General features: G+C 45.3%; 23 protein-coding genes and 2 other annotated features (1 of these 25 cut by a window edge). All 23 genes read right to left on the bottom strand.

Annotated elements, in window-relative coordinates:
* Nucleotides 1-38 precede the first annotated feature (38 nt).
* Complete coding sequence (gene rpoB / locus SB24_RS09080) at nucleotides 39-3,620, bottom strand: DNA-directed RNA polymerase subunit beta (RefSeq protein WP_003156440.1); 3,582 nt, start codon at nucleotides 3,618-3,620, stop codon at nucleotides 39-41.
* Between the two features lie 244 nt (nucleotides 3,621-3,864).
* Nucleotides 3,865-4,470, bottom strand: coding sequence for a class I SAM-dependent methyltransferase (locus SB24_RS09085; RefSeq protein WP_025284098.1), 606 nt, complete (start codon nucleotides 4,468-4,470; stop codon nucleotides 3,865-3,867).
* A 91-nt stretch (nucleotides 4,471-4,561) separates the two neighbouring features.
* On the bottom strand, nucleotides 4,562-4,933 hold the full coding sequence (gene rplL / locus SB24_RS09090) for a 50S ribosomal protein L7/L12 (protein ID WP_003156436.1): 372 nt from the start codon (nucleotides 4,931-4,933) through the stop codon (nucleotides 4,562-4,564).
* Nucleotides 4,934-4,974: 41 nt separating this feature from the next.
* On the bottom strand, nucleotides 4,975-5,475 hold the full coding sequence (gene rplJ / locus SB24_RS09095; protein WP_014416746.1) for a 50S ribosomal protein L10: 501 nt from the start codon (nucleotides 5,473-5,475) through the stop codon (nucleotides 4,975-4,977).
* Nucleotides 5,476-5,538: 63 nt separating this feature from the next.
* Nucleotides 5,539-5,681, bottom strand: a sequence feature (ribosomal protein L10 leader region).
* Between the two features lie 46 nt (nucleotides 5,682-5,727).
* Nucleotides 5,728-6,426 carry a 50S ribosomal protein L1 gene (gene rplA / locus SB24_RS09100; RefSeq protein WP_003156431.1) on the bottom strand — a complete coding sequence of 233 codons (699 nt, stop codon included), beginning with the start codon at nucleotides 6,424-6,426 and terminating at the stop codon, nucleotides 5,728-5,730.
* Between the two features lie 94 nt (nucleotides 6,427-6,520).
* Entirely contained in the window at nucleotides 6,521-6,946 is a 426-nt protein-coding gene (gene rplK / locus SB24_RS09105) for a 50S ribosomal protein L11 (RefSeq protein ID WP_003156430.1), read from the bottom strand.
* A 167-nt stretch (nucleotides 6,947-7,113) separates the two neighbouring features.
* On the bottom strand, nucleotides 7,114-7,647 hold the full coding sequence (gene nusG, locus SB24_RS09110; RefSeq protein WP_003156423.1) for a transcription termination/antitermination protein NusG: 534 nt from the start codon (nucleotides 7,645-7,647) through the stop codon (nucleotides 7,114-7,116).
* A 167-nt stretch (nucleotides 7,648-7,814) separates the two neighbouring features.
* Nucleotides 7,815-7,994 (bottom strand): preprotein translocase subunit SecE, encoded by a 180-nt coding sequence (secE, locus tag SB24_RS09115; RefSeq protein WP_003156422.1) that lies wholly within the window; start codon nucleotides 7,992-7,994, stop codon nucleotides 7,815-7,817.
* A gap of 32 nt (nucleotides 7,995-8,026) precedes the next feature.
* The gene (rpmG, locus tag SB24_RS09120; RefSeq protein WP_003156421.1) at nucleotides 8,027-8,176 is read right to left on the bottom strand and encodes a 50S ribosomal protein L33; all 150 of its coding nucleotides are present in this window, start codon (nucleotides 8,174-8,176) and stop codon (nucleotides 8,027-8,029) included.
* A gap of 85 nt (nucleotides 8,177-8,261) precedes the next feature.
* Complete coding sequence (sigH, locus tag SB24_RS09125; RefSeq protein ID WP_003156415.1) at nucleotides 8,262-8,918, bottom strand: RNA polymerase sporulation sigma factor SigH; 657 nt, start codon at nucleotides 8,916-8,918, stop codon at nucleotides 8,262-8,264.
* 62 nt (nucleotides 8,919-8,980) lie between these two features.
* Nucleotides 8,981-9,493, bottom strand: coding sequence for a ribosome-dependent mRNA decay endonuclease Rae1/YacP (rae1, locus tag SB24_RS09130; RefSeq protein WP_003156414.1), 513 nt, complete (start codon nucleotides 9,491-9,493; stop codon nucleotides 8,981-8,983).
* Nucleotides 9,494-9,499: 6 nt separating this feature from the next.
* Nucleotides 9,500-10,249: a 23S rRNA (guanosine(2251)-2'-O)-methyltransferase RlmB gene (gene rlmB / locus SB24_RS09135; RefSeq protein ID WP_003156413.1), complete on the bottom strand. Its 750-nt coding sequence runs from the start codon at nucleotides 10,247-10,249 to the stop codon at nucleotides 9,500-9,502.
* On the bottom strand, nucleotides 10,233-10,664 hold the full coding sequence (locus tag SB24_RS09140) for a Mini-ribonuclease 3 (protein ID WP_003156412.1): 432 nt from the start codon (nucleotides 10,662-10,664) through the stop codon (nucleotides 10,233-10,235). Before SB24_RS09140 ends, rlmB begins: the two co-directional genes overlap by 17 nt.
* Before the next feature lie 4 nt (nucleotides 10,665-10,668).
* Entirely contained in the window at nucleotides 10,669-12,069 is a 1,401-nt protein-coding gene (gene cysS / locus SB24_RS09145) for a cysteine--tRNA ligase (RefSeq protein WP_039252977.1), read from the bottom strand.
* Nucleotides 12,066-12,719 carry a serine O-acetyltransferase gene (cysE, locus tag SB24_RS09150; protein ID WP_007410393.1) on the bottom strand — a complete coding sequence of 218 codons (654 nt, stop codon included), beginning with the start codon at nucleotides 12,717-12,719 and terminating at the stop codon, nucleotides 12,066-12,068. Before cysE ends, cysS begins: the two co-directional genes overlap by 4 nt.
* 74 nt (nucleotides 12,720-12,793) lie before the next feature.
* Nucleotides 12,794-13,027: a binding site (T-box leader), on the bottom strand.
* Nucleotides 13,028-13,029: 2 nt separating this feature from the next.
* Complete coding sequence (gene gltX, locus SB24_RS09155) at nucleotides 13,030-14,481, bottom strand: glutamate--tRNA ligase (RefSeq protein WP_007410392.1); 1,452 nt, start codon at nucleotides 14,479-14,481, stop codon at nucleotides 13,030-13,032.
* 91 nt (nucleotides 14,482-14,572) lie between these two features.
* Entirely contained in the window at nucleotides 14,573-15,049 is a 477-nt protein-coding gene (gene ispF / locus SB24_RS09160) for a 2-C-methyl-D-erythritol 2,4-cyclodiphosphate synthase (protein WP_003156407.1), read from the bottom strand.
* Nucleotides 15,042-15,740 carry a 2-C-methyl-D-erythritol 4-phosphate cytidylyltransferase gene (gene ispD / locus SB24_RS09165; protein WP_011996188.1) on the bottom strand — a complete coding sequence of 233 codons (699 nt, stop codon included), beginning with the start codon at nucleotides 15,738-15,740 and terminating at the stop codon, nucleotides 15,042-15,044. Before ispD ends, ispF begins: the two co-directional genes overlap by 8 nt.
* Before the next feature lie 12 nt (nucleotides 15,741-15,752).
* Nucleotides 15,753-16,853: a PIN/TRAM domain-containing protein gene (locus SB24_RS09170; RefSeq protein ID WP_039252980.1), complete on the bottom strand. Its 1,101-nt coding sequence runs from the start codon at nucleotides 16,851-16,853 to the stop codon at nucleotides 15,753-15,755.
* Nucleotides 16,854-16,966: 113 nt separating this feature from the next.
* A complete protein-coding gene (gene disA / locus SB24_RS09175; RefSeq protein ID WP_007410390.1) occupies nucleotides 16,967-18,049 on the bottom strand; it encodes a DNA integrity scanning diadenylate cyclase DisA in 1,083 nt (360 codons plus the stop codon).
* Between the two features lie 3 nt (nucleotides 18,050-18,052).
* Nucleotides 18,053-19,432: a DNA repair protein RadA gene (gene radA / locus SB24_RS09180; protein ID WP_014304212.1), complete on the bottom strand. Its 1,380-nt coding sequence runs from the start codon at nucleotides 19,430-19,432 to the stop codon at nucleotides 18,053-18,055.
* Nucleotides 19,433-19,525: 93 nt separating this feature from the next.
* On the bottom strand, nucleotides 19,526-21,958 hold the full coding sequence (gene clpC / locus SB24_RS09185; protein WP_039252985.1) for an ATP-dependent protease ATP-binding subunit ClpC: 2,433 nt from the start codon (nucleotides 21,956-21,958) through the stop codon (nucleotides 19,526-19,528).
* A protein-coding gene (locus SB24_RS09190) for a protein-arginine kinase McsB (protein ID WP_015416670.1) crosses the window boundary here: on the bottom strand, nucleotides 21,955-22,761 show its 3' portion. Its footprint extends 285 nt past the window's final position; the window shows 807 of its 1,092 coding nt (coding positions 286-1,092); the start codon falls outside the window, past its right edge — the gene reads right to left on this strand; it ends in the stop codon at nucleotides 21,955-21,957. Before SB24_RS09190 ends, clpC begins: the two co-directional genes overlap by 4 nt.

Here is a 22,761-nt window from a genome sequence, read left to right on the forward strand (position 1 = left end):
CGGATTAACCGATGTCACTTGCCTTTATCAATCAGAGACTACTCTTTCGTTACTGCGTCACGTTCAACGTCTGGAGATGCTGTTTCTTCCGGCGCTTCATCACCTGATAATGCAAGGCCGTCAGCTTGTTTCGCATCTTCCTCGTCTTCTAGATCTCTCATTTCTATTTCTTCTTCATCGCCTGAAAGGATTTTCACGTCCATACCTAAGCTTTGAAGCTCTTTGATCAATACTTTGAATGATTCCGGAACACCAGGCTCTGGAACATTGTCGCCTTTGACGATGGCTTCATATGTTTTCACACGTCCGACCACGTCATCGGACTTCACAGTCAGGATTTCTTGAAGCGTGTAAGCTGCGCCGTAAGCTTCAAGCGCCCAAACCTCCATCTCACCGAAACGCTGTCCGCCGAATTGGGCTTTACCGCCGAGAGGCTGCTGCGTAACAAGTGAGTAAGGACCTGTAGAACGGGCATGAAGTTTATCATCAACCATGTGTGCCAGTTTGATCATGTACATGATTCCGACAGATACACGGTTGTCAAACGGTTCTCCCGTACGGCCGTCATAAAGAACTGTTTTAGCGTCTCTTGACATGCCTGCTTCTTCAAGTGTTTCCCACACATCTTCTTCACGCGCGCCGTCAAATACAGGTGACGCGATGTGAATGCCGAGGTAGCGGGCAGCCATACCCATGTGAAGTTCTAATACCTGACCGATATTCATACGTGATGGTACACCCAGCGGGTTAAGCATGATATCGATCGGCGTGCCGTCAGGAAGGTAAGGCATATCTTCTTCAGGAAGAATCTTCGAGATAACCCCTTTGTTTCCGTGACGTCCGGCCATTTTATCACCTTCAGAAATCTTACGTTTCTGAACGATATATACGCGTACAAGCTGGTTCACTCCCGGAGGAAGTTCGTCGCCGTCTTCACGGTTGAAGACTTTTACGTCGTGGATAATTCCGCCGCCGCCGTGAGGCACACGGAGAGAAGTATCACGGACTTCACGCGCTTTTTCTCCAAAGATCGCATGAAGAAGGCGTTCTTCAGCCGTAAGCTCAGTTACACCTTTAGGCGTTACTTTACCTACGAGAAGGTCTCCGTCGTTGACTTCCGCACCGATACGGATAATTCCGCGGTCATCAAGATTGCGAAGCGCATCTTCCCCTACGTTTGGAATATCGCGGGTGATCTCTTCCGGCCCAAGCTTTGTATCACGTGCTTCTGATTCATATTCTTCAATGTGAATAGATGTGTATACATCATCTTTCACAAGGCGTTCACTCATGATGATGGCATCCTCATAGTTGTAACCATCCCATGTCATGAAGCCGACCATTACGTTGCGGCCGAGAGCAAGTTCACCAAGCTCCATTGAAGGTCCGTCAGCAAGGATTTCTCCTTTGACTACTTCGTCGCCGACACTGACGATCGGACGCTGATTGTAGCACGTACCTTGGTTGGAGCGGACAAATTTCAGCAAGCTGTACTTATCCAGGTTGCCTTTTACTTTTTGGCCGTCAATTTCTTCATAGCGGCGCACCCATACGTTTTTCGCTTCCACCCGTTCAACGATACCAGGGTGTTTACAAATAACGGCTGCACCGGAGTCTTTACCGGATACGTATTCCATACCCGTTCCGACGATCGGAGCTTCCGGCTGCATCAAAGGCACAGCCTGACGCTGCATGTTCGCTCCCATGAGGGCGCGGTTCGAGTCATCGTTTTCCAAGAACGGAATACATGCTGTCGCAGCAGATACAACCTGTTTAGGAGATACGTCCATGTAATCCACTCGGTTGCGGGCTACAACGGTGTTTTCCCCTCTGAAACGCGCTACGATGCTGTCATCCAAGAAAGAACCGTCATCGCTCAGCTTAGCATTCGCTTGGGCTACGACATAGTTATCCTCTTCATCAGCAGTCAGGTAGTCGATTCTAGGCGTTACTTTTCCTGTTTCAGGATCAACGCGGCGGTATGGCGTCTCAATGAAACCAAAGCGGTTTACTTTCGCAAATGATGACAATGAGTTGATCAAACCGATGTTCGGGCCCTCAGGCGTTTCAATCGGACACATACGGCCATAGTGAGAGTAGTGAACGTCACGTACTTCCATACCTGCGCGCTCACGTGTCAAACCGCCCGGTCCGAGAGCTGACAGACGGCGTTTGTGCGTCAATTCAGCAAGCGGGTTCGTCTGATCCATGAATTGAGAAAGCTGTGAGCTTCCGAAGAACTCTTTAATAGACGCAATAACAGGTCTGATGTTAATCAGCTGCTGCGGCGTAATTGTATTCGTGTCTTGAATAGACATTCTTTCACGAACGACACGTTCCATCCGGCTTAAACCGATACGGAATTGGTTTTGCAGGAGCTCACCTACAGAACGCAGACGGCGGTTTCCGAGATGGTCGATATCATCAGTGTCACCCACTCCGTGCAGGAGGTTGAAGAAGTAGCTGATAGAAGAAATAATATCAGCAGGCGTAATGTTTTTAATCGCCTCTTCGATGTAAGCATTGCCGATCACATTGATCGTCTGCTCTCCTTCTGCATCGGTAGGAGCATAGATTTTAATGGATTGAAGCATCACTTCATCCTCGACAACGCCGCCGTTAGGATAAAGTTTTCTGAAGCCGATTCCATTTTCTAAGTATGGCAGTACTTTATCAAGTGTTCTTCTGTCAAGAATCTGCCCTTTTTCAGCGAGAATTTCACCGGTTTCCGGATCCACCAGTGTTTCTGCAAGGCGCTGGTTAAACAGGCGGTTCTTGATATGAAGCTTTTTATTAATTTTATAGCGTCCTACATTCGCAAGGTCGTATCGCTTCGGATCGAAGAAACGGGAATCCAGCAAGCTTTTTGCGTTTTCTACTGTAGGCGGCTCTCCGGGACGAAGGCGCTCATAGATTTCAAGAAGCGCTTTGTCACTGTTTTCAGTGTTGTCCTTATCCAGTGTATTGCGGAGATATTCGTTCTCACCAATGAGATCGAGAATCTCTTGGTCGGAACCGAAGCCGAGAGCACGCAAAAGAACCGTAACCGGCAACTTACGTGTGCGATCAATGCGGACATACACAACATCTTTCGCATCAGTTTCGTATTCTAACCATGCGCCACGGTTTGGAATGACAGTCGCGGTAAAACCTTTTTTACCGTTCTTGTCTACTTTACCACTGAAATATACACTTGGAGACCGAACAAGCTGAGATACGATAACACGTTCTGCACCGTTGATGATAAAAGTACCGGTATCTGTCATAATAGGGAAATCACCCATGAAGACATCCTGGTCTTTTACCTCTCCAGTTTCTTTGTTAATTAAACGAACCTTCACTCTCAGCGGAGCTGAGTAAGTCACATCACGTTCTTTTGACTCTTCAACGGGATACTTAGGATCTCCTAAACTGTAGTCAATGAACTCTAGAGAGAGGTTACCAGTGAAATCCTCAATTGGTGATATGTCTTGAAACATCTCTCTAAGACCCTCATCAAGAAACCACTGATAAGAAGAGGTTTGAATTTCAATGAGATTTGGTAATTCTAACACTTCGCTAATGCGAGCATAGCTTCTGCGCTGGCGGTGTCGTCCATACTGAACTAGTTGACCTGTCAACTGATTCACCCCTCAAATCATGCGTATTATATGTGTAATAAGCATCTCTTACGATAAAGAAATACTTTTACAAGACAAAAGAAAAAAGGGTTTCTAATTAAGAAAACCACATCCAAAAACAAATACCGATTTTATTAGCATTTCCATGTTTGTATAATTTATACATGCACTATGATTATTTCAGCATATCATGCAAAATATATACATTGGCATTTTACAATATTAACATAGCTGAAAATTCAAGTCAAACTTTTTTTGCTTTTATGATATAATAGCCTTTCTTTTTTTGAACCACAGAAACTTCGTCAAAAAGCTCCTTCAGTTTTTCAATGGCAGAAGGCCCGCCCTGTTTTTTCTGTATAACGATCCACAATTCACCTGAAGCCCTTAAATGCTCAGCGCTTTTTTCAAAAATGGCATGGACAACTTTTTTTCCGGCGCGGATTGGGGGGTTTGTAATAATAGAAGCAAATGTTTGAGCAGAATCAATATTTGAAAATAAATCACTCTGATAAATTCGAACGTTTTTTATTCCGTTTTTTTCTGCATTTTCATTTGACAGCTCTACGGCTCTTTCATTCACGTCAATCATGTGCACGGTCCGGTCTGTAAATGCACCGGCGAGTGACAGACCGATCGGGCCGTAACCGCAGCCTGCATCCAGGAAGTCACCATCGATCTCCGGCTCTTCAAACGCTTCAATTAAGACACGCGAACCGAAATCAACTTCCTTTTTCGAGAAAACGCCGCTGTCACTTGTGAATGTATAAGATCTGTTCCGCAGTGTAAATGACCATGTCTGTTTATCGCTTTTAACTGAAGGTTTTTCTGAATAATAGTGATCACTCATTATTAGAACCTCCTTTTATAATGGCACTTAAAGAAAAGCAAAGAAAAAGCCCGCCTCATAAAAGCGAGCTTCCCCTACAGGCAAGTGAAGATTACTTAACTTCTACAGAAGCGCCAACTTCTTCAAGTTTAGCTTTAAGCTCTTCAGCTTCTTCTTTCGCAATACCTTCTTTAAGTGGTTTTGGAGTGTTGTCAACAAGTTCTTTAGCTTCTTTCAAGCCAAGACCAGTGATTTCACGAACAACTTTGATAACTTTGATTTTCTGAGAACCTGCACCAGCAAGGATAAGGTCGAATTCGCTTTGCTCTTCAGCAGCTCCGCCAGCAGCAGCTCCGCCAGCTACAGCTACAGGAGCAGCAGCAGTTACGCCAAATTCTTCTTCGATTGCTTTTACTAGGTCGTTCAATTCAAGTACAGTTGCTTCTTTAACGGAAGCAATGATTTCTTCGATATTTAAAGCCATTTGAAATTCCTCCATTTGTTTTATTTTAGGGTAAAATCAGATTAAGCGCCTTGTTCTTCCTTTTGTTCTGCAACTGCTTTAGCTGCAAGTGCAAGGTTGCGAACTGGAGCTTGAAGTACGCTAAGCAACATAGAAAGTAAGCCATCGCGTGAAGGAAGTTCAGCAAGAGCTTTCACTTCTTCAACAGAAGATACTTTTCCTTCGATAACGCCCGCTTTGATTTCCAGAGCTTCGTGATTCTTCGCGAACTCGTTAAGAACTTTTGCCGGAGCGACAACATCTTCAGTACTGAATGCGATCGCATTCGGTCCAGTTAAGACATCATTCAAACCATCAAGTTCAGCTTGTTCAACCGCACGGCGAGTCATTGTGTTTTTGTACACTTTGAACTCTACGTTAGCTTCGCGAAGCTGTTTACGGAGTTCAGTTACTTCAGAAACGTTAAGTCCGCGGTAGTCAACGATGATCGTTGATTTGCTTTCTTTCAGTTTAGAAGCAATCTCTTCAACAACAACTTTTTTTGTATCAATTGCGCTGCTCATGGTTACACCTCCTGTAGATTTTGTGTAACACTTATACCGCTAGGTGATCACGACTGTGACGACGATTTCATATAAAAAGCCTCCATGTGGACATGGAGGCTGTATATACAAGCATACGTAACGTAATAGCTGTGATATATATACACCTCGGCAGGATATTAAGCCTCAACGGCCCCTGCTGTCTACGGTATAAATGATATTCTATTTTACAACATTTTGAATCATATCAGAATGCTGATCTAAAGTCAAATATTATTTTACGTTGAAAGTAGAAGCGTCTACTTTGACACCAGGGCCCATAGTAGAAGTAACGGCAACGTTTTTCACGTAAACACCTTTAGCCGCAGCCGGTTTTGCTTTCAGGATTGTATCATACATTGTTGTGAAGTTCTCAACAAGTTTTTCATCCTCGAAAGAAACTTTTCCGATCGGAACATGGATGTTACCAGCTTTGTCAACGCGGTATTCTACTTTACCAGCTTTGATTTCGCCGATTGCTTTTTCCACTTCGAATGTAACAGTTCCTGTTTTAGGGTTTGGCATAAGACCTTTTGGTCCAAGCACACGGCCGATTTTACCGACTTCACCCATCATGTCAGGAGTCGCAACGATTACATCGAATTCGAACCAGCCTTGCTGGATTTTCGCGATGTAATCAGAATCGCCAACGTAGTCTGCACCGGCAGCTTCAGCTTCTTTTGCTTTTTCGCCTTTAGCGAATACAAGCACGCGCTGAGTTTTACCAGTTCCGTTAGGAAGTACAACTGCACCGCGGATTTGCTGATCGTTTTTACGAGGGTCAACCCCTAAACGAAAAGCAACTTCAACTGTAGCGTCGAATTTAGCTGTGTTTGTTTTTTTAGTAAGCGCCACTGCTTCAGCGACATCGTAAGCTTTCGCACGGTCTACAAGCTTCGCAGCTTCAACGTACTTTTTACCTTTTTTAGCCATTTTAAAATTTCCTCCTTATGTGGTTATAGCGGAATAACCTCCCACGAATAAGGGTTGCGAACTTGTGAAAACTCGCAACCCGACAAGAAACAAATTAATCCTCGATAACGATACCCATACTGCGGGCAGTACCTTCAACCATGCGCATTGCCGCTTCAACGTCTGCTGCGTTTAAGTCAGGCATTTTCGTTTCAGCGATTTCGCGAACCTTATCGCGCTTAACGGTTGCCACTTTATTACGGTTTGGTTCACCAGAACCAGACTCAATTCCAGCTGCTTTTTTAAGCAATACTGCAGCAGGCGGAGTTTTTGTAATAAATGTAAATGAACGGTCTTCGTAAACCGAAATTTCAACAGGAATGATTAAACCAGCTTGGTCAGCTGTACGAGCGTTAAACTCCTTACAGAATCCCATGATATTTACACCGGCTTGACCTAGTGCAGGTCCAACTGGCGGCGCTGGGTTAGCTTTTCCAGCAGGAATTTGCAATTTTACAACTTTTACTACTTTTTTAGCCACGAGACACACCTCCTTAAGTCCGTGATGTGGTAATAGGGTAAACCCTCCCACTCAAGGTTTCATTCTTTATATGAATGACGAAATATCAAGCTAGCTGCCTTGGATTAGTCCAAGACGTACCTTTGCTATATTATCATTAATATATAGCAATTTCAAGTTTTTTCACATTACAATTTGTCGATCTGGGTAAATTCCAGTTCAACCGGCGTTTCACGGCCGAACATGTTAACGAATACTTTCACTTTGCTCTTATCATAATCAATCTCTTCAATTGATCCTGTAAAGTTGGCGAAAGGTCCGTCTATGACTTTGACTGTCTCATTTAATTCAAAATCAATGTCGGTTTTCCGCTCATCCATGCCCATCCGCTTTAAGATGGTTTCCGCTTCGCCAGGAAGAAGCGGAGTCGGCTTTGAGCCTGAACCGGCTGATCCGACGAATCCGGTAACGCCCGGCGTGTTGCGGACCACATACCAGGAATCATCAGTCATGACGATTTCAACAAGCACATAACCCGGGAACACTTTCTTTTTGACTACTTTTTTCTTGCCGTTCTTAATATCAGTCTCTTCTTCTTCAGGGACGACAACGCGGAAAATTTTATCCTGCATTCCCATTGATTCCACACGTTTTTCAAGGTTCGCTTTTACTTTGTTTTCATAACCGGAATACGTATGAACAACATACCAATTCTTTTCCATTCTATCAGGACTCTGCAGTCCTTCCCTCCCCGCATTTAAAAATGAAGTGTAAAACAAAAAATAGGCTCAGGGCCTATGAATCCTTTTTTCAACAACACAATAAAAAACCCGCTGAACGGGTTTTGGCAAACGATATTATGATCTATTATAGCACGTATTGCTGATCATTATTCAACTATTAAACGAATTAATTGAGAAATTCCTGTATCAAGGAGGGCAAAAAAGATAACAAAAAAGATAACCGTTGAAATCACCGTGATCGTATAGCGCGTTAACTCTTTGCCTTTAGGCCAGCTAACCTTTTTCATTTCTTTCCCAACATCTTTAAAGAAACTCATCATGCGCATGTAAAAGACCTCCACAATTTAAAAAGCGAACACTATTTTGTTTCTAAATGAGCTGTATGTGAATTGCAAGTGCTGCAGTACTTCTTAACTTCTAACCGCTCAGCCGCTGATGCAGAGCTTTTCATTGTCGTATAATTACGATTTCCGCATGTTTTGCATGCCAGCGTAATCTTTTTTCTCATGTCGTTACACCTTTTCCTAAACATTCATTTATCTTAATAAAATAGCACAGTCAGAAAAATTCTGTCAATATGACACAGAAACCTGCTACAGGCTGATCTCTCTTATTTCTAAATACTTTTCAAGCTTGCGCTTCACGCGCTGCAGGGCATTATCGATTGATTTTACGTGTCGGTTTAAGTCATCTGAAATCTCTTGGTAACTTCTTCCGTCCAAGTACAAAACAAGCACCTTTCTCTCCAGATCGCTCAGCAGTTCTCCCATTTTCATTTCGATATCATCAAATTCTTCCTGATTAATAATCATCTCTTCAGGATTTAACGTTTTAGCGCCTGAAATGACATCAAGCAGTGTTCTGTCAGATTCTTCATCAAAAATAGGTTTGTCTAAAGAAACATAGGAATTTAAAGGAATGTGTTTCTGACGGGTAGCTGTCTTTATTGCGGTAATAATCTGGCGGGTAATGCATAATTCTGCAAAAGCTTTAAATGAAGTAAGCTTGTCCTCTCTAAAGTCTCGGATAGACTTATATAAGCCTATCATCCCTTCCTGTACAATATCTTCTCTGTCGGCCCCTATTAAAAAATAAGACCTTGCTTTCGCCCGTACAAAATTACGGTACTTCGTAATCAAGTAATCTAACGCATCACTATCCCCAACATGAACCTTTTCAATGACCTGCTCGTCCTCCAACTGGCAAAATTGCACTTTGTTGAACTTTCCCTTGCTGTTCTGTAGATTCACTGCGATCCCCCCGGCGCACGTAGATAGAAATATTATACATTAATGGGCGAAAAAGCGTCAACCTAATCCAGACCGCCTCGGCGCCACTTTTCAAACGTTTTCAAAACCTCTTCGGACAGCTCGATTTTACCCGGTGGTTTTTCAGAAGTGATCTTTGAAACCCGCCTTTGAATCCGGCGTTCTATCGTATCCACTTCCCTCAGGAGCTCCCGGGCGGATTTGCGGAGAGCCCCTTGTCCGAAAATCGCCCACTGCTCCGTATAATCGGAGGTTGCGACATGAATCTGTGTCGCAATATTATTCAGCGCCTGGGCAAGCTTCTCGATCCGTTCATCCGCCGTTTCATTCTCCCGTGTGAAAATCACTTCGACTCTGTGATTCGTTTGTTTTTTCTCTATGCCTTTTACCAGGTGTGCATCAAACACCACAATGACTCTGATTCCCGTGTAGGACTGATATTCCGCCATCTTCTGGATCAGTACATCTCTCGCTTCTTCAAAACTGTTCGCTTTTAAATCCTTTAGCTGCGGCCAAGCTCCAATCATGTTGTATCCGTCTACTAACAGGATGTCCATCTGTCTTCATTCCCCTAAAGGATTGCGCTTCCGGTAGACTTCATACATGAGAAGGCCGGCCGCTACCGACGCATTCAGAGAAGTGACTTTTCCGGCCATCGGAAGCTTAATGAGAAAATCACATTTCTCTTTCACAAGCCGGCCCATTCCTCTGCCTTCGCTTCCGATAACGAGCGCCAAAGGCATCTTGCCGTCCATAGAGCGGTAGTCTTCCCGGGCAGATGCATCCGTTCCGACGACCCAAATCCCCCGCTCCTTCATTTCATCAAGTGTCCGGGCAAGGTTGGTCACCTTCACGACGGGAATGTGTTCAATCGCACCGGTCGAAGCTTTTGCGACCGTCGAAGTCAGTCCGACCGCTCTGCGTTTCGGAATTACGATGCCGTGTGCACCGACAGCGTCAGCCGTTCTCATGATGGAACCGAGATTATGAGGGTCTTCCAGCTCGTCCAGTATGAGAAAGAAAGGCTGTTCGTTTCTCTCTTCCGCTCTTTTATATAATTCGTCTAATTGTGCATATTCATATGCCGCCACCTGGGCGACAACACCCTGATGCTGCCCCTCCACCATCTGATCGAGTTTTTTCCTCGGTACAAATTGAATGGTGACGCCGCGCTTTTTAGCAAGCTCCATAACTTGCTGGGCCTGTCCTTTTACTGTGTTTTCCGCCATCCATAACTTATACAGCTTGCGATCTGACTTTAACGTCTCAATCACCGCGTTTTTTCCTATGACGTAATCATGTTGCTGACTCATTTGTTTTCCTCCCTGACGTCCCGACTTGTATAGCCTCAGCAATCAGCTGATTCAGTCTTTCTTCTCTTTTCTCAAGAAAAAGGTATCCGAGTAAAGCCTCAAAAGCTGTACTATGGCGGTACGTCTGTACATCTGTGTTTTTAGGCGTCGTCCCTGATTTCGCGTTTCTGCCTCTTCTCAGCACGGCTTCCTCTTCCTCCGTGAAAAAGGATTCGTCCTGAAGGCGGAACAATATGTCTGCCTGTGATTTTGCCGATACAATCCGGCTCGCCTTCTTATGAAGGTCATTCGGTTTCGTAAAGCCCTGCTTAAGCAGGTGATGCCGGACGTATATTTCAAAAATGGCATCACCCATATAAGCAAGCGCAAGACCGTTTAACTGCTTTGAATCTTTGATTTGTTCAAATTGAAGCATCCGCTTACTCTCCCCGCTTCCAGCGAGTTCCCTGGGCCGTATCTTCAAGAATGATATTCATGCTTTTCAGCTGATCGCGAATCTGGTCTGACAAAGCAAAATCGCGATTGCGGCGGGCTTCATTTCTCTTCTCAATCAACTCTTCAATCTCTTCGTCGACAAGCTCTTCTTCGCCGAGCGTAAGTCCGAGAACAGATCCGATTCTGTCAAACATGCTGATAAAGGCTTTAATGACGTGATCCGCCGTATTGTCTTCCTGCATGTAGTAATTGGCGAGCTTCGCCAGATCAAACCAAACGGAAATTGCATTCGCCGTATTAAAATCATCATCCATTGCTTCTTCAAACGCAGTGCGGTGCTCTTCGATTTTAGCGAGCCATTCCTCATCATTGTCAGTCAGATTCGTGCTGCTAATCAAACGATGGTTTAAATTACTGTAGGCCGTCTTCAGGCGGTTAAACGCGTTTTTTGTTTTCTCAAGCAGCTCTTCCGAATAGTTGATCGGGTGGCGGTAATGAACGGACAGCATGAAAAATCTCAAAAGCTGCGGGTCATGTTGCTTAATGATATCGTGCACCAAAACAAAGTTGCCGAGCGATTTTGACATTTTCTCATTATCGATATTGATATATCCGTTGTGAAGCCAGTATTTTGCGAATGTCTTGCCTGTTAATGCTTCAGATTGGGCGATTTCGTTTTCATGGTGCGGGAATGTCAGGTCCTGACCGCCGGCATGAATATCGATTTCGTCACCCAAATACTTTTTCACCATTGCGGAGCATTCAATATGCCAGCCCGGGCGGCCTTTTCCCCAAGGGCTATCCCATGAAATTTCTCCGTCCTTAGCAGCTTTCCAAAGAGCAAAGTCCAGCGCATCCTCTTTCTTCTCGCCGACACGGATACGCGCGCCTGATCTGAGTTCATCAATTGATTGCTGAGATAGCTTGCCGTACCCTTCGAAGGCCCTTGTTTTGAAATAGACGTCGCCTTCTGATTCATAAGCGTAGCCTTTTTTAATCAGCTCGCTGACAAATTCAATAATGGCGTCCATGTTTTCCATGACCCGGGGGTGAAGATCCGCTTTCCGGCATCCGAGGGCGCCCACGTCTTCAAAATACGCTTTAATGAACCGTTCAGAAACGGTCGGGACGTCCTCGCCGAGCTCGTTGGCCGCCTTAATCAGTTTGTCGTCAACATCGGTGAAATTCGATACGTATTGAACATCGTATCCTTTATACTCCAAATAGTTGCGTACGGTATCATACACAATCGCCGGACGGGCGTTTCCGATATGAATATAGTTGTATACAGTCGGTCCGCACACGTACATTTTTACTTTTCCTTCCTCAAGAGGAACGAATGTTTCCTTTTTCCGTGTCAATGTATTATAAAGTGTAATGGTCATTTTTGGTTGATCCTTTCTTTTTTATCTTCCAGTTCAGCCTGCAGCTCAAAAATCTGCTGCTCCAATGCTCTTAACCGGTCAGCAACCGGATCGGGCAAGTCTTGGTGATTGAGATCGCGTTTGATTTTTCTTCCGTTCTGAATGACGACTTTCCCCGGTATGCCGACAACGGTCGAAAAGTCGGGAACATCACGAAGCACAACGGAACCGGCCCCTACTTTAGAACCCTGCCCGACCGTAATAGAGCCGAGCACCTTCGCTCCGGTTGCAATTAAAGCATCATCCTTTATGGTCGGATGCCGCTTCCCCTTTTCTTTTCCCGTTCCCCCGAGAGTGACACCTTGGAATACCGTCACGTTATTGCCGATTTCACATGTTTCCCCTATGACGACCCCCATACCGTGGTCAATGAAAAACCTTCTCCCGATGGTCGCGCCGGGATGGATTTCAATTCCGGTAAAGAAACGGGCAATCTGTGATATCAGGCGCGCCAGGAAGAAAAATCTCCGTTTATATAAAGCATGTGCAATCCGATGCGCCCATATAGCATGTAAACCAGAATAAGTTAAAACAACTTCGAAATAGCTTCTTGCTGCCGGATCTTGATCGAACACTGTATCTATGTCTTCTTTTAGCATTTTAAAAAACACATGCTTCCCCCCATTCTCTCCCCGCTCCAGTCTGTTTTTCCGCCTATAAAAAAAGCGTCTCTGCATGTAAACATGACAGAGACGCTTTTACCGCGCGGTTCCACTCTGTTTGAAAAACAAGTCACTGTTTTCCCAACTTAAAAGCCGGTAACGGCGGCGGCCGCCTTTAAATACTGATTTCCGCAGAAATGTTCTTCAAAGGTCTTAAGGGCGCACTTCTAAAACATGACGCATGAATCTCTCTCAGCCGATGAAGATTCTTTCTGTAATGGTCATTGTTTTATACTCTTCCCTGTCAACAATCGTATATTTAAATGCTTTTCAGGCGTCTGACGGCTGTTTCTCTGCCGATCAGCTCAATGGCCTGCGGAAGCTCAGGACCGTGTGTCTGACCGGTAACCGCTACACGAATCGGCATGAACAGCTTTTTGCCTTTATGGCCTGTTTCTTTCTGAACAGCTTTGATTGAGGCTTTGATCAGCTCAGGCGTAAATTCTTCAAGCTCTTCAAGCTTCGCAGCAAATACGCTGAGCACTTCAGGCACCTGTTCCTCTTCCAGAACGGCTTTTGCCTCTTGATTATACTCGATCTCATCTTTAAAGAACAAATCAGTCAGCTCGACAATTTCAGCGCCGTAGCTCAATTGCTCATGGTAAAGAGAAATTAATTTACGAACCCATTCCTGCTCCTCGGCAGAAAGCTCAGTGCCGACTTTTCCTGCTTTTTGCAGGTGCGGCAGGGTCAGCTCAACCACTTGATCAAGATCCAGCGCTTTGACGTATTGGTTGTTGACCCATTTCAGTTTATGCATATCAAACAGAGCCGGTGACTTAGACAAACGATTTACATCAAAAATTTCAATGAATTGTTCTCTTGTGAAAAGCTCTTCTTCACCGACGGGAGACCAGCCGAGAAGTCCGATAAAGTTAAAGAGCGCTTCAGGCAGGTAACCCAGCTCATCATACTGCTCAATAAACTGGATAATTGATTCATCACGTTTACTTAATTTTTTGCGGCTTTCGTTTACGATAAGCGTCATATGTCCGAAGACAGGAACATCCCAGCCGAATGCCTGGAAAATCATGATCTGTTTCGGTGTATTTGAAATGTGATCCTCACCGCGGAGCACGTGCGTCATTTTCATTAAGTAATCGTCAATCGCGACGGCAAAGTTATACGTCGGTGTTCCGTCTTTTTTGACGATGACAAAGTCGCCGATGCCGTCTGATTCAAAAGAAATCTCGCCTTTTACGATATCGTTAAATGCGATGATTTTCCCTTCCGGCACGCGGAAACGGATGCTCGGCTGTCTGCCTTCGGCTAAAAACTGCTCCTGCTCTTCCTGAGTCAGGTTTCTGTGTTTGCCGGAATAGCGCGGCATTTCCCCGCGGGCGATTTGCTCTTCACGTTCTTTCTCAAGTTCTTCTTCCGTACAGAAACATTTATAAGCAAGCCCTTTTTCAAGAAGCTCTTCATAGTACTTTTTGTAAATGTCGTTACGCTCAGACTGGCGGTACGGGCCGTATTCTCCGCCGATATCCACACTTTCATCCCAGTCCATGCCGAGCCATTTCAAATAGTTGAGCTGGCTTTGCTCTCCGCCTTCAATATTTCGCTTTTTGTCCGTATCCTCAATCCGGATAATAAACTTTCCGCCTTGGCTGCGGGCAAATAAATAGTTAAAAAGCGCCGTTCTGGCGTTACCGATATGCAAATGTCCGGTCGGACTCGGTGCATAACGAACGCGTACTTCATTTCCCATGTTCAAATACTTCCTTTCATCTCGTCTGTAGCCTCTAGCCGAATATATGTATCTATTCTACCACCAAATAGACCGGGCATCAAAACAATGATCAGGCTTTTTGGATCAGAACGGTCGCCTGAGCGGCAATTCCTTCGGCTCTTCCGGTAAACCCGAGCTTTTCTGTCGTCGTCGCTTTTACGTTTACTTGAGAGACGTCCGCCTCAAGGCCTTCCGCTATCCGTTTTCTCATAGCATCAATATGCGGCGCCATTTTCGGCTTTTGCGCAATAATCGTGCAGTCTATATTTCCGAGTACGTACCCTTTTTCTTTTACAATGTTCCAGACATGCTGAAGCAGCTTAAAAGAATCCGCATCCTTGAATTCCGGATCAGTATCCGGGAAATGCTTGCCGATATCTCCTTCACCTGCCGCTCCGAGACACGCGTCTGCGACTGTATGCAGCAATACATCAGCATCTGAATGTCCGAGCAGCCCCTTTTCATAAGGAATTTCAATTCCGCCGATGATGAGAGGACGGCCTTCCGTTAATTGATGCACATCAAATCCTTGTCCGATTCTAAACATTATGATTCCCACTTTCCGCTTTCATGATTGCTTCCGCAAATATCAGGTCATCCGGCGTTGTCAGCTTAATATTGGTATAGCTGCCTTCAACGATACTCACCTGATATCCATCAAGACGCTCGACGAGGCTGGCGTCATCCGTCCCTAAGAAGCCTTTGTTTTCCGCTTCCATATGCGCCGTCTTCAATAAAGAAAGACGAAAAGCCTGCGGCGTTTGAACGGCCCACAAGCTTGAACGATCAAAGGTCTCCGCAACCCGGGAGCCTTCCGCCCGTTTTATCGTGTCTTTCACAGGAACAGCCAGGACAGCCGCTCCCGCCTCCTCTGCTGTTTCCACGAGCTTATCGATATGCTGATGTGTGACAAACGGGCGCGCTCCGTCATGAACAAGGACGACCGATTCCTTATCAATCATTTTCAGTCCTTCGTATACACTGTGCTGACGCTCCGCACCTCCGGTAACAAGCTCAATTTCCGTCTGAATCGGAAATTGGGCCAGCAGCTGGCGAAAATCTTCCCGTTCACTCTCGTTTATCACCAGGATTATTTTCTGACAGGGTGCGTGGCTTTCAAAAACCCGCAGTGTGTGTATAATAACAGGCGCACCTTTTAAGCTGATGAACAGCTTATTTTTCCCGGCCTTCATCCGTTTTCCTTGTCCGGCAGCCGGAATAACGACAACATACTCCATATAAACTCCCTCTTAAAGAGCTTTCTCAAGCAGCTTGGGCTTGGCAAAAATCATTCGTCCCGCCGCTGTCTGCAGTACGCTGGTTACGAGCACATCAATATGTTTCCCTATATAATTGCGGCCTTCTTCCACAACAATCATCGTCCCGTCATCCAAGTAAGCCACACCTTGATTATGCTCTTTCCCGTCCTTAATCACCTGCACATTCATCTCTTCGCCCGGAAGCACAACCGGCTTCACCGCGTTTGCAAGGTCATTAATATTCAGTACTGCAACCTTCTGAAGCTCACATACTTTATTTAAATTAAAATCATTCGTCACAACGACGCCGGATGTCAGCTTCGCAAGTTTGACAAGCTTGCTGTCAACCTCCTGAATGTCTTCGAAGTCGCCTTCATAAATTTCAACCGTAATATCCAGTTCCTTTTGAATGCGATTCAAGATATCCAGTCCGCGGCGTCCTCTGTTACGTTTTAAAACATCTGAAGAATCAGCGATATGCTGTAATTCCTCCAGCACAAATTGAGGAATGACAATGACGCCTTCTAAAAAGCCCGTCTGACAAATATCTGCAATTCTCCCATCAATAATAACACTTGTATCCAAGATTTTCAGCCTTTTATCCTGTTCCTCCTGCTCCTCATCAGCACTTCCCTTTTTCTTCTGCATTCTTGCAGAAATGGAGAAAAGACTGATCAGTTCATCCTTTTTCTTAAATCCGACTTGGAAGCCCAGGTAACCGAGAAAGAAAGCCAGAAAGACCGGAATGATCGTGCTGAATATACGGTACGGAATATTGTCCAGCGGAATCACGTTTACAATGAGATATGCGATGATAAGTCCAAAAACCAATCCGAGACTCCCGAATAACAGATCCGGCACCGGAGCTCTCAGCAAAGAATCTTCAATCCATTTTACCCAATTAATCACATATTCTGTCGTCCATATACTGATGAGAAAAAAGATAATAGCACCAATTGCAGCAGACGTATATGCGTTTGTTATTAAAGGTATGTCCTGTATATATGACAGCACAAACAATTCAGGTATTAAAAAGATACCGACAACGCCGCCCACAATAATGAAGAACGCCTGAACTATTCGTTTTAACATACCTCCACCTCCTTTTAAGTAGCATTTTTTCAGCAGACTGTCAGAGCCTACAAATTCAGAATAAACAAAAACTAACAATAATATACCCGGATTCCGACAGGTTTAAGCGATTCTTAAAGCTGTCTATCTATATAGTGTTTTTCCTGAAGGCGTTTTAAGCCTTTTTTGATTTTTTTGGCGCGCACTTCGCCGATACCTTCGACATCATCAAGCTCTTCTACAGTGGCTTCCGTTATGCTTGGCAAAAATCCGAACGCCTCAACGACATTTTCAACAATCGGCATCGGCAGACGCGGAATTTTGTTCAGCAGCCTGTATCCTCTCGGGAGCACATAATCATCAAGATTGGTAGAAGCCGGATATCCAAGCAGCTTAAACAGAATGGAATCATCAAGCAGATCATAGCTGGACATATCCTGAAGCTCTTTTAACAGCACGAACGGATCTTTGATTTTTTCTTTGACATAGTCTTTGATGAAAAGTGCCGCCTCTTCTTCCATGTCCGTAATCAGTTCAATCACCTGCAGACGGATTAAGTGGCCTTCCGTTCCGAGTTCTTTAATATACATATTGATTTCATTTTTTATTCGGAGCACCATTTCATATCGATGCATGACGGACAGCACGTCACTGAATGTCACAAGCTCCTCAAACTCTAATGCGTTTAAAGCCGTAATCGTTTTGTCTAAAATGGTTTTATACTTCTCGAGCGTTTGAATGGCCTGATTTGCCTTTGTTAAAATAAATCCTATGTCCTTTAGTGTGTACTTCATGCTGTCCTGATATAACGTAATGACATTTCTGCGCTCAGAAATGGCGATGACGAGACAGCCGGTCTGCTTCGCCACCCGTTCCGCCGTACGGTGCCTCATTCCCGTTTCTGAAGAAGAAATGGTCGCCTCCGGCATAAGCTGCGTATTCGCATAAAGAATTTTCTGGCCGGAATCACTTAAAATAATGGCACCGTCCATTTTGGCCAGCTCGTATAAGTGAGCGGGCGCAAATGATGTATTAATATGAAAACCGCCATCCACGACTTGCTTTACCTTATCATTGTATCCGACAACAATCAGGCCGCCTGTATTTGCCCGAAGTACATTCTCTATCCCGGCTCTGAGCGGGGTGCCCGGTGCAACGAACTGCAGAATTGCAGACAGGTCAAGCTCTTGTTTCGCCCCTTTTTTCTCTTTTTCCATCTATTATGATCCTCCTAATGAAGTACGAAGCGCTTCTGCAACATTTGCTACTCCGACAACCTCAATCCCTTTTGGTATTGTCCACCCGTCTGCATTCGCCTCAGGTATGATCATGCGCTTGAAGCCGAGTTTCGCCGCTTCCTTTACGCGCTGTTCGATTCTTGACACCCTGCGGACTTCTCCTGTCAGACCCACTTCACCGATAAAGCAATCTGCGGGATTCGGCGGTGTATCTCTGAAGCTTGAGGCAATGCTGACGGCTACTGCCAAATCAATCGCCGGTTCATCCAGTTTGACCCCGCCGGCGACCTTTAAATACGCATCTTGATTTTGAAGCAAAAGACCCACCCGCTTCTCAAGCACAGCCATAATTAACGATACCCTGTTGTGGTCAATGCCTGTAGCCATACGGCGCGGGTTTCCAAAACTGGTCGGTGATATGAGCGCCTGAATTTCAACCAGAATCGGTCTCGTTCCTTCCATTGACGCAACGATACTCGAACCCGATGCCCCGGCAGAACGCTCTTCCAAGAAAATTTCAGAAGGGTTCAGCACTTCCGTAAGCCCCTCTTCCCGCATTTCAAAGATGCCCATTTCATTTGTGGAGCCGAAACGGTTTTTTACGGCCCGCAAAATACGGAATGTATGGTGCCGCTCTCCTTCAAAGTATAGAACGGTATCGACCATGTGCTCAAGCAATCTCGGCCCTGCGATCGATCCTTCTTTTGTGACGTGCCCGACGATAAAAATAGGTATGCCGTTTGTTTTCGCGATTTTCATCAATTCAGCCGTACATTCTCTTACTTGTGATACACTGCCGGGAGCCGAGGTGATATCACTTTGATAAACGGTCTGAATGGAGTCTACGACAACAAATGCGGGTTTCATCTCTTGTATAGCAGACGAAATATACTCCATATCGGTTTCAGATAAAACATGTAACATTTGGCTGTTGATTCCAAGTCTGTCGGCGCGCAGCTTCGTTTGCTTCACGGATTCTTCCCCTGAAATGTAAAGCACACTGCCGGCCGTATCTGCTAATTGTGCGGATACTTGGAGAAGGAGCGTTGATTTTCCGATCCCGGGATCGCCGCCGATTAATACTAACGAGCCTTTCACAACGCCGCCGCCAAGCACTCTGTTGAATTCTTCGAGCTTTGTTTGAACGCGGGGTTCTTCTGATGTTTCAATTGATGTAATGGGTGATGGTTTCTGGACGGTTTGAACGGAGTGGGAGAAAGCCGCCCGCCGATTCGCCGGCGCTTTTTTTATGGTTTCTTCCACCATTGTATTCCAAGCCCCGCAGCCCGGGCACTTTCCCATCCATTTTGCGGATTCATAACCGCATGAGTGGCAGATGAATTTTGTTTTTGATTTAGCCATATATGTTGTAAGACCTCTTCCTTATCGAATATTTCTCTATATAACAAAGTGAGGCATACACTCGCTTACGTATGCCTCATGTTTGTCACTATATTAGTTCGTTTTAGCAGTTGTTTTTACGACAAATTCGCCGTCCACAACATCAAGAACAATGTGCTGGCCTTTATCAATATTGCCTCTGAGGAGTTCTTCTGATAACCGGTCCTCCACATGCTTTTGAATCGCTCTTCTTAACGGACGTGCGCCGTATTCCAAATCGACGCCCTCTTCTGCCACTTTTGCTTTTGCAGCATCCGTCAGCTCGATAGAGAGATCTTGTTCTTTCAGACGTTTTGTTAACTGATCAGACATAAGCGACACGATGTCTGTAAGATGTTTTTTCTCAAGGGAGTGGAAGACGATAATTTCGTCAATCCGGTTGATAAACTCAGGTCTGAAGGCACGCTTCAGCTCTCCCATGACTTTGTCTTTCATGTCTTTATGGTTTTGTGATTCATCCTGCACATTGAAGCCCACATATTTGTTGCGTTTCAGCTCGCTCGCTCCGACGTTTGACGTCATAATCAGGATCGTGTTGCGGAAATCCACAGTGCGTCCTTTTGAATCAGTCAATCGTCCGTCTTCAAGCACTTGCAGGAGTATGTTAAACACATCAGGGTGCGCTTTTTCAATTTCATCAAGCAGTACGACAGAGTAAGGTTTTCTTCTCACTTTTTCTGTCAGCTGGCCGCCTTCATCATAGCCGACATATCCCGGAGGAGAACCGACAAGACGTGAAGTTGAGTGTTTCTCCATGTATTCGGACATATCCACTCTGATCATCGCTTCCTCATCACCGAAAATGGATTCCGCCAGCGCTCTTGCCAGCTCTGTCTTCCCAACGCCTGTAGGGCCTAGGAAGATGAATGAACCAATCGGGCGTTTCGGGTCCTTCAGACCGGCTCTTGCACGTCTGACAGCCTTTGCAACGGCTACAACGGCTTCATCCTGGCCGATGACGCGGGAGTGCAGAATGCTTTCCATATTGAGAAGCTTATCTGTTTCCGTTTGGGCAATTTTAGATACAGGCACCCCGGTCCAGCTGGATACAACCATTGCGATATCCTCTACAGAAACTTCGGAGTTCTCCTGGCCTTGTTTTTCTTTCCACGTTTTTTTCGTGTCTTCCACCTGTTCTCTCAGGCGCTGCTCCGTATCACGAAGGGAAGCCGCTTTTTCAAACTCCTGGCTCTGAACAGCAGCGTCTTTTTCCTTGCGAACTTCATCGAGTTTCTGCTCAAGCTCTTTTAAGTTCGGAGGCGTTGTGAAAGAACGGAGACGCACTTTTGAACCGGCTTCATCAATTAAATCGATCGCTTTATCCGGAAGGAAGCGGTCAGAAATATAACGGTCGGACAATTTTACCGCCGCTTCAATCGCTTCATCGGTAATGGATACGCGGTGATGCGCTTCATAGCGGTCACGGAGTCCTTTTAAAATTTGAATGCTTTCATCGGCTGACGGCTGATCCACCTGAATCGGCTGGAAACGGCGCTCGAGAGCCGCGTCTTTTTCGATATATTTACGGTATTCATCAAGCGTTGTCGCGCCGATGCATTGAAGCTCTCCGCGGGCCAGTGAAGGTTTTAAGATATTCGACGCGTCAATCGCACCTTCTGCTCCCCCCGCTCCGATCAGTGTATGCAGTTCGTCAATGAATAAAATAATATTGCCGGCCTGACGTATTTCATCCATTACTTTTTTCAAGCGGTCTTCAAATTCTCCGCGGTATTTCGTACCGGCTACAACCGTACCCATGTCTAATGTCATTACGCGTTTATCACGTAAAATTTCCGGCACTTCATTATTGATGATCTGCTGTGCAAGGCCTTCAGCAATCGCGGTTTTACCGACACCCGGTTCTCCGATAAGAACGGGGTTATTCTTCGTTCTGCGGCTTAATACCTCAATAACACGCTGAATTTCTTTGCTTCGGCCGATAACCGGATCAAGACTGTCTTCCTTCGCAATCGCAGTTAAATCACGCGCCAGACTGTCCAGCGTCGGCGTGTTTGCATTGCTGTTCGTACCGGATGCAGAAGATCCCGTCTCATTGCTTCCCAGAAGCTGCAGCACTTGCTGTCTCGCCTTATTCAAGCTGACACCGAGATTATTCAGAACTCTCGCCGCTACGCCTTCTCCTTCACGAATCAGTCCGAGAAGTATGTGTTCTGTTCCCACATAAGAATGTCCTAGCTTTCTGGCTTCATCCATGCTGAGCTCAATGACTTTTTTTGCTCTTGGCGTATAATGAATCGTTTGAGACATTTCCTGTCCCCGTCCGATTAAGCTCTCCACTTCTTTCTGAATTTTATCCGAACCGAGTCCGAGTGCTTGGAGTGCTTTAGCCGCAATCCCTTCTCCTTCACGAACCAGACCTAATAAGATATGTTCAGTTCCAATATTGTTATGGCCTAAGCGCAGTGCTTCTTCCTGTGCCAGTGCCAATACCTTTTGAGCTCGCTCTGTAAACCTTCCAAACATCATATCGAATCATCCTCCTGTCTATTTGCACTCATTTCTAAATGCAGCCTTTCCCTGATAAGAGCCGCTCTTCTCGCGTCTCTTTCGTTCGGCCGTAATGCACCGCCCGAATATTGCTGGAGAAAACCCGGCTGTGTCAAAATCATCAGTTCATTAAGTATATTGCTTGATAGCCCTTTAATGATCCCCAGGTCTATCCCCAGCCGAACGTCAGAAAGGCATTTCGCCGTTTCCTTTGATTCAATCATACGGCAGTTGGATAAAACACCGTAAGACCTGAATACCCGGTCCTCCAATTCAATTTTCGAGGTTTGGTAAAGCGCTTCTCGGGCTGAACGTTCCTGCTCAATCAGCTGGGCAGCCACACTGTTTAAATCATCTACAATGTCCTGTTCTGATTTTCCGAGTGTGATTTGATTTGAAATTTGAAAGATATTTCCTAATGCTTCGCTGCCTTCACCGTAAATTCCTCTAACAACTAAACCTAATTGGTTAATTGCCGGTATAATTCGATTCATTTGCCTAGTTAATACAAGGCCCGGCAAATGCATCATGACTGAAGCCCTTAGTCCCGTCCCTACATTTGTAGGACAGCTTGTTAAGTACCCTCTCTTCTCTCCAAAGGCGTAATCCACTTTCTCCTCAATCCAGTCATCAACCTGGTTCGCCGCTTTTATAGCATTGAGAAGCTGGAAGCCGGGGAAGAGGCATTGAATTCTGATATGATCTTCTTCATTTAACATAATGCTGACTTCTTCATTTTCAGAAAGCAGACAGCCGCCAAAAGGAGATTCCGTTAAATTCGG

It is taken from the genome of Bacillus sp. Pc3, from assembly GCF_000815145.1.
Classification (GTDB): domain Bacteria; phylum Bacillota; class Bacilli; order Bacillales; family Bacillaceae; genus Bacillus; species Bacillus velezensis.

Coding starts and splice junctions, on each gene's coding strand:
- SB24_RS09085 (WP_025284098.1), bottom strand. CDS start 4,470: ATGAGTGATCACTATTATTCAGAAAAACCTTCAGTTAAAAGCGATAAA.
- rplL (WP_003156436.1), bottom strand. CDS start 4,933: ATGGCTTTAAATATCGAAGAAATCATTGCTTCCGTTAAAGAAGCAACT.
- rplJ (WP_014416746.1), bottom strand. CDS start 5,475: ATGAGCAGCGCAATTGATACAAAAAAAGTTGTTGTTGAAGAGATTGCT.
- rplA (WP_003156431.1), bottom strand. CDS start 6,426: ATGGCTAAAAAAGGTAAAAAGTACGTTGAAGCTGCGAAGCTTGTAGAC.
- nusG (WP_003156423.1), bottom strand. CDS start 7,647: ATGGAAAAGAATTGGTATGTTGTTCATACGTATTCCGGTTATGAAAAC.
- secE (WP_003156422.1), bottom strand. CDS start 7,994: ATGCGCATGATGAGTTTCTTTAAAGATGTTGGGAAAGAAATGAAAAAG.
- rpmG (WP_003156421.1), bottom strand. CDS start 8,176: ATGAGAAAAAAGATTACGCTGGCATGCAAAACATGCGGAAATCGTAAT.
- rae1 (WP_003156414.1), bottom strand. CDS start 9,493: ATGGACATCCTGTTAGTAGACGGATACAACATGATTGGAGCTTGGCCG.
- rlmB (WP_003156413.1), bottom strand. CDS start 10,249: ATGAGTCAGCAACATGATTACGTCATAGGAAAAAACGCGGTGATTGAG.
- SB24_RS09140 (WP_003156412.1), bottom strand. CDS start 10,664: ATGCTTCAATTTGAACAAATCAAAGATTCAAAGCAGTTAAACGGTCTT.
- cysS (WP_039252977.1), bottom strand. CDS start 12,069: ATGACCATTACACTTTATAATACATTGACACGGAAAAAGGAAACATTC.
- gltX (WP_007410392.1), bottom strand. CDS start 14,481: ATGGGAAATGAAGTACGCGTTCGTTATGCACCGAGTCCGACCGGACAT.
- ispF (WP_003156407.1), bottom strand. CDS start 15,049: ATGTTTAGAATCGGACAAGGATTTGATGTGCATCAATTAACGGAAGGC.
- ispD (WP_011996188.1), bottom strand. CDS start 15,740: ATGGAGTATGTTGTCGTTATTCCGGCTGCCGGACAAGGAAAACGGATG.
- SB24_RS09170 (WP_039252980.1), bottom strand. CDS start 16,853: ATGTTAAAACGAATAGTTCAGGCGTTCTTCATTATTGTGGGCGGCGTT.
- disA (WP_007410390.1), bottom strand. CDS start 18,049: ATGGAAAAAGAGAAAAAAGGGGCGAAACAAGAGCTTGACCTGTCTGCA.
- radA (WP_014304212.1), bottom strand. CDS start 19,432: ATGGCTAAATCAAAAACAAAATTCATCTGCCACTCATGCGGTTATGAA.
- clpC (WP_039252985.1), bottom strand. CDS start 21,958: ATGATGTTTGGAAGGTTTACAGAGCGAGCTCAAAAGGTATTGGCACTG.